Genomic DNA, 5,991 nt, shown 5'->3' with positions numbered 1-5,991 from the left:
GAACGCGCTTTCACATCAGTATCCAACACTTATGATTTTAAAGGAAAAGATAAAGATTTAGAAAAATTTTTAACTCCCCAATATTATCCGCTAAGTACATTTATTGAAAACATAAGTTTTTCGTCTACTATATTTAGACATTCTTTACGATTAACGGTCACACTTATTTTAGGAGCCATTATAGGCAAATTTCTTCCGTTTCAAAATGAATATTGGATTTTGATGACTATCATCATCATCATGAGACCGGGTTATGGATTGACAAAACAGAGATCCATACAACGTGCTATTGGTACTGTCATTGGCGGCATCATTGCATTCAGTATTTTATCTTTAATGCCTACACATTTTTTATTAAGCATTTTGGCGATATTTTGTATGTTGCTTGGATTTTCTTTCGCACAAACCAAATATACGGTAAGTGCTACTTTTGTGACCATGTATATTGTATTCCTGCATGGAATATTATCGCCTGATTTTGTAAATGTTATCCAATTTAGAATTGCTGACACTTTAACGGGAGCTTTATTAGCTTATCTTGCCAATCATTTTTTATGGCCATCTTGGGAATATATCAAAGCCCCAGAGTATTTAGAAAAATCGATTATTGCCAATAGAAATTATTTAAAAGAAATTTTTATTTTTTACACAAAAAAAGGTGAAGTTACCACCTCTTATCGTTTGGCAAGAAAAAATGCATTTATTGAAATTGGAAATCTCATGGCTTCATTCCAAAGAATGTCACAGGAACCAAAGTCCAAACAAAAGAAAATGGTTCTTTTATACAAATTGACAGAACTCAATCATTCCTTGCTTTCATCTACAGCCTCTTTAGGTACTTATACCCAATCCCATAAAACAACACCTTCTTCCAAAGCCTTGACTATTGTTGTCGAAAAAGTGCTCAAAAACTTAGAGCAGGCGATTGCCTATCTGAAAGGAGAGTCAATTAATGATTCAAATGAAATCTCAAAAGAAGAATTGGCTAATCGTTTTATTGAATTAAAAAACATTCGACAAAATGAACTAAAAGAGGGAAATACTATTGATGAGGAAGCTTTTGCTTTAAAAATGCAGGAAGCACAATTGGTAATAGAACAATTAATTTGGCTAACCAATTTATCGGAAGGAATTTTAAAAAACACTAAACAGCTAATGAAAGATTGAGCAAAAATAGAATGACAGCTTTTAGTTTCTTCAATTCGAAACCAAAAGCTGTCATTTAGTATTTATTAACCTGAACCAGTTCTAATTGGAAATCATTGCAAAAATGCCAAATCTTTATCTTTAGCCCTAATCGTAACGGCATCCTTTGCTTTTTTTCTTTAAAAAAGTAAAGATATAGTGTAGAGCAGGTTCTATGTGATTAAAAAAGCCTTATGCTGTTGCTCCAAAAAATAATAATCGTGGTTTAGCTTAATTTTAAAACTTCAGCAGTATTACTTCTAATAGTTGCCAATAGCTCTGGATTTTCATTTAAAGCCTGACCAAAAGAAGGAATCATAGCTTTCACTTTTTCCTGCCATTCTGGAGAATTAAATTGGTCTGGAAAACATTTGCTAACCAACTCAACCATGATAGAAACTGCGGTTGAAGCTCCAGGGGAAGCTCCTAATAAAACCGCCAAAGTCCCATCGTTTGTATTGATAATTTCTGTACCAAATTCCAATTTTCCAATTAGCTCTTCGTCTTTTTTAATAACCTGAACTCTTTGTCCTGCTCTTTCCAGTTTCCAATCTTTGGTTCTGGCATTAGGGACATATTCGCGCAAGGCATTCATTCTGTCTTTTGGAGATTGACGCACTTGCTCAATTAAATATTTAGTAAGCGGGATGTTTTTATATCCAGCAACAATCATCGGAATTACATTATCTGGTTTTATAGATAATGGTAAATCTGAATAAGAGCCATTTTTTAAGAATCGAGTAGAAAATCCAGCGAATGGTCCAAAAAGCAATGCTCTTTCTCCATCAATCATTCGAGTATCTACATGAGGAACAGACATTGGTGGTGCACCTACACTAGCTTTTCCATAAACTTTAGCTTGATGCTTTGCTATTACTTCTGGATTTGTACATTTTAACCATTGACCACTAACAGGGAAACCTCCGTATCCTTTTCCTTCGGGTACATTTGCTTTTTCCAATAATGGCAATGAACCTCCGCCAGCACCTATGAAAACAAATTTGGTATATACTTTTTTCTTTTGACCGGAAGCTAAATCAGTAATTTTTATCCTCCAAGATTTGTCTTCTCTCTGTTTTAATTTTTTAACTTCATGGCTATAGTGTATAGTAACATTATCCAATTTTGTCAAATAAGCTAACATGCTTCTGGTCAATGTACCAAAATTCACATCAGTACCAATTTTCATTGAAGTTGCAGCTACTTTTTCATCTAGATTTCTGCCTTCCATTACTAAAGGCATCCATTTTTGCAATTCAGAAATATCAGTGCTAAAAATCATTTCGGCAAAAAGAGGATTTGATTGCAAAGCTTCAAACCTATTTTTTAGAAAGTCAACATTTTTATCACCCCAAACAAAACTAATATGAGGAATACTTTTTATAAAATCTTCTGGAGATGTAAGCTTTCCGTCTTTGACCAAATAAGACCAAAACTGTCTGGAAACCTCAAATTGTTCGGCAATACTAATAGCTTTATTTGGATTTATTGTTCCATCAGCACTTTCGGGAGTATAATTAAGCTCACAAAAAGCCGAATGTCCTGTTCCTGCATTATTCCATGCGTCAGAACTTTCTGCTGCTGCAACATCCAATCTTTCGTATATATCAATCTTTAAATCAGGTTGCAATTCTTTTAAAATTAAACCTAGAGTAGCACTCATAATCCCAGCTCCAATTAGAACTACATCTGAATTGGATCGTATTGTTGTATCGGACATTTTTGTGTGTTTTTAAGAAGTTGCAAAAATAGTTCTAAAAATCACAAAAAAAAATTATTTTTTGGTTACAAAACACCCAAAACATATAACAGTTTGTTAAATTAAAAGTGTTATTTTCGATTCAAATAATCTTGAAGCATTATAGTAGCCGAAATTTCATCAATTAGAGCTTTATTTTGACGCTGCTTTTTATTGAGTCCGCTATCAATCATTGTTTGAAAAGCCATTTTGGAAGTAAAACGTTCATCAACGCGAATTACCTTCATATCAGGAAAATGATTGGTAAAATGAGTTACAAATCCTTTAATTATGGATGCACTTTCAGATGGCTCACCATTCATTTGCTTGGGTTCACCAATAAGTACTGCTTCTACTTTTTCTTTAGCAAAATAATCTTTCAAAAAAGCAATTGCAGTTGTGGAGGGAATCGTAGTCAAACCCGAAGCAATAATTTGCAATTCATCGGTAACTGCTATTCCTGTTCGTTTTTGTCCGTAATCTATAGAGAGTATTCTTGGCATTTTATTTTTTTATCAAAGGTAACTATTTTAATTTTCCAATTCTGAACAACAATGGAAAAGTCACTTTCTTGTCATTATTTTGCCAAGAAATATTCAATTCTTCCCTAATCAATTCCAATGGATTGCTTTTGTTTTTCAAAATATAATGCTGTGTTGCCGACCATGTTTCGAGGTAGCCCATCAATTCTTCAAAAGACCAAATAAAACGATTTTCAAAACTGTCAATAGTAATTTCATCAAAAGGGAAAGGAATCGTCGTATAGTTTTCATCCAAATATTTTCGCTCTTTATCCCAATACTCCCCAACTATATTGTAATAATAATTGCGGAGTATCACATCTGATTCGGCATTGGTAGAAAACAATCCATATCCCAAAACAGCAAAGATTCCATCGGGTTTCAAAATTCTGTAGATTTCTTTGTAAAACAAATCAAAATCAAACCAATGAATAGCCTGGGCAACAGTTATTAAATCGAAAGTCTGATTATCAAAACTTGTCTTTTCGGCCGACTCTAATTGATACACTAAATTTGATGCTTGAATAGCATTATCCAGTTGGTTTTGACTTATATCAATTCCATATACTTTTTCAAAAACGGTAGAGAGTTTATGAGCAATCTGTCCATTTCCAGTGGCAATATCAAGTGCCTTTGATTTGTTTTTGACGAATGCAATCAAATAATCAATCATTTCATCGGGATAATGCGGACGATATTTTGAATATTCCAAAGCTTGTTTAGAAAAATTATCTTTCATATTTCCTTTACTTTTTCGTTTATCAAATTTACTACATTTAATTAACCACAAGTTAAATCTATAACATTTTCAATACAATTTCTCTTTTTTGCTATTGGTTAAAAATGGTATCTTTGCCAAAAATCTATCAAAAATGAATTCATTACAAACAATAATAGAACAAGCTTGGGAAAACCGTGCTTTGCTTCAAGAAACAACAACTACTGATGCCATCAGAGAAGTTATAGAATTATTAGATGCAGGAAAATTACGTGTTGCTGAACCTGTTGGTGAAGGATGGCAAGTAAACGAATGGGTAAAGAAAGCCGTTGTGATGTACTTCCCTATCCAAAAAATGGAAACATTAGAATCTGGAATTTTTGAATACCACGATAAAATGTTATTGAAAAGAGGTTATGCTGAAAAAGGAATTCGTGTAGTTCCTAATGCTGTCGCTAGATATGGTGCTTATATTTCAAGTGGTGTAATCTTGATGCCAAGTTATGTAAACATTGGTGCATATGTAGATGAAGGAACTATGGTAGATACATGGGCAACTGTGGGAAGCTGTGCTCAAATTGGTAAAAACGTACACTTAAGTGGTGGTGTTGGAATTGGTGGAGTATTAGAACCTTTGCAAGCAGCTCCAGTTATTATTGAAGATGGCGCTTTTGTAGGTTCTCGTTGCATTGTAGTTGAAGGTGTTCATGTAGGTAAAGAAGCTGTTCTTGGTGCAAATGTATGCTTGACTGCTTCTACTAAAATTATTGACGTAACTGGTGATGAGCCTGTAGAAATGAAAGGTTTTGTCCCTGCTCGTTCAGTAGTAATTCCTGGAAGCTATACCAAGAAATTTGCTGCTGGTGAATTCCAAGTGCCTTGTGCTTTGATTATTGGAACTCGTAAGCCATCTACTGATTTAAAAACATCTTTAAATAACGCGTTAAGAGAATACGACGTGGCAGTTTAAAAATTATTTTTCATAAAAAAAAGAGGTCTTATTTTATAAAATAAGACCTCTTTTTATATCGACCAAAATTCAAAATATCAATTATTTTTCTTCTGAATTTTAATTAGTTTGGCATATTTCATATAAGAGAAGAAACTTTGAATCATAGAAATTGTTAATCCGTCCAATCCATTCAAAAACCCTTTTTTAAAGAAATAACAACGTACAAATGCAACTGTTCCATTTAGAATTGGCTTATACCCTGATATCCTTACACCTTGATCAAAAAGTTGTTGTGCATGCCAACTTGAATATTGATTCTTTTTGGAAATAATTTGTTCCAAGGAGTCCCAACCATAATGCAATATGTGAACGGGAACTTTCTTCTCATTGGTGGCAACTATAGTTTGATGCACTTTTGAATTAGATGGATTTGCTGATTTTTTATTAAAAAAACGTACTTTATGGTCTGGATACCAACCCGCAAAATCAATTAATTTATCACCCAAAAAGTTTTTTACTCTAAAACTAAAGGCATCATAATCTCCTTTTAGATATTTTTCTTTTAAAATATAATCCTCAGCGTCTTCATCCAAAAACTCATCAGCATCCAAATTAAGGATCCATTCATTTTTACAAAAAGGCAATCCATGAGAGCGTTGCGGCCCATCACCCAAAAAAGGCTGCTCGATAACAATTGCTCCTTTTGCTTTAGCTATTTCAACCGTCTTGTCTTTACTTAAAGAATCAACTATAATTACTTCATCACAAACTCTAAAAAGTGCATCAATGCACTTTCCTATCATTTTTTCTTCATTAAAAGTAATAATCAAACCACTTATTGCCATTTTATTATTTATTTGCTATCACAAAAATATAG

Annotated in this window: 6 protein-coding genes; 2 read left to right on the top strand and 4 right to left on the bottom strand. The window is 33.2% G+C overall.

Features of this window, described 5'->3' with window-relative positions; all coding sequences use genetic code 11:
- Nucleotides 1-1,167 (top strand): FUSC family protein (locus tag VFS71_RS10185; protein WP_326401091.1); only part of this gene is annotated, 1,167 nt, incomplete at its 5' end.
- 244 nt (nucleotides 1,168-1,411) lie between these two features.
- On the opposite strand, the gene VFS71_RS10180 is transcribed toward VFS71_RS10185, so the two are convergent.
- From VFS71_RS10180 to VFS71_RS10170, 3 genes are all read right to left on the bottom strand, one after another.
- Nucleotides 1,412-2,905: a malate:quinone oxidoreductase gene (locus VFS71_RS10180; protein ID WP_326401090.1), complete on the bottom strand. Its 1,494-nt coding sequence runs from the start codon at nucleotides 2,903-2,905 to the stop codon at nucleotides 1,412-1,414.
- A 110-nt stretch (nucleotides 2,906-3,015) separates the two neighbouring features.
- Complete coding sequence (gene ruvX, locus VFS71_RS10175; RefSeq protein ID WP_111408918.1) at nucleotides 3,016-3,426, bottom strand: Holliday junction resolvase RuvX; 411 nt, start codon at nucleotides 3,424-3,426, stop codon at nucleotides 3,016-3,018.
- A gap of 22 nt (nucleotides 3,427-3,448) precedes the next feature.
- On the bottom strand, nucleotides 3,449-4,183 hold the full coding sequence (locus tag VFS71_RS10170; protein ID WP_326401089.1) for a class I SAM-dependent methyltransferase: 735 nt from the start codon (nucleotides 4,181-4,183) through the stop codon (nucleotides 3,449-3,451).
- A gap of 133 nt (nucleotides 4,184-4,316) precedes the next feature.
- On the opposite strand from VFS71_RS10170, the gene VFS71_RS10165 reads away from it, so the two are divergent.
- Complete coding sequence (locus VFS71_RS10165; protein WP_326401087.1) at nucleotides 4,317-5,132, top strand: 2,3,4,5-tetrahydropyridine-2,6-dicarboxylate N-succinyltransferase; 816 nt, start codon at nucleotides 4,317-4,319, stop codon at nucleotides 5,130-5,132.
- Between the two features lie 77 nt (nucleotides 5,133-5,209).
- Here VFS71_RS10165 and VFS71_RS10160 read toward each other — a convergent pair whose 3' ends face one another.
- On the bottom strand, nucleotides 5,210-5,959 hold the full coding sequence (locus tag VFS71_RS10160) for a glycosyltransferase family 2 protein (protein ID WP_326401086.1): 750 nt from the start codon (nucleotides 5,957-5,959) through the stop codon (nucleotides 5,210-5,212).
- Between the last annotated feature and the right edge of the window lie 32 nt (nucleotides 5,960-5,991).

This window comes from Flavobacterium sp. (genome assembly GCF_035760125.1).
Lineage (GTDB): Bacteria > Bacteroidota > Bacteroidia > Flavobacteriales > Flavobacteriaceae > Flavobacterium.
The sequence above is the reverse complement of the archived record's forward strand: the minus strand, read 5'-3'. Positions and strand labels throughout refer to the sequence as shown.

Excerpts from the sequence above, each read along its gene's own strand:
- VFS71_RS10180 (WP_326401090.1), bottom strand. The coding sequence starts at position 2,905 with ATGTCCGATACAACAATACGATCCAATTCAGATGTAGTTCTAATTGGA.
- ruvX (WP_111408918.1), bottom strand. The coding sequence starts at position 3,426 with ATGCCAAGAATACTCTCTATAGATTACGGACAAAAACGAACAGGAATA.
- VFS71_RS10170 (WP_326401089.1), bottom strand. The coding sequence starts at position 4,183 with ATGAAAGATAATTTTTCTAAACAAGCTTTGGAATATTCAAAATATCGT.
- VFS71_RS10165 (WP_326401087.1), top strand. The coding sequence starts at position 4,317 with ATGAATTCATTACAAACAATAATAGAACAAGCTTGGGAAAACCGTGCT.
- VFS71_RS10160 (WP_326401086.1), bottom strand. The coding sequence starts at position 5,959 with ATGGCAATAAGTGGTTTGATTATTACTTTTAATGAAGAAAAAATGATA.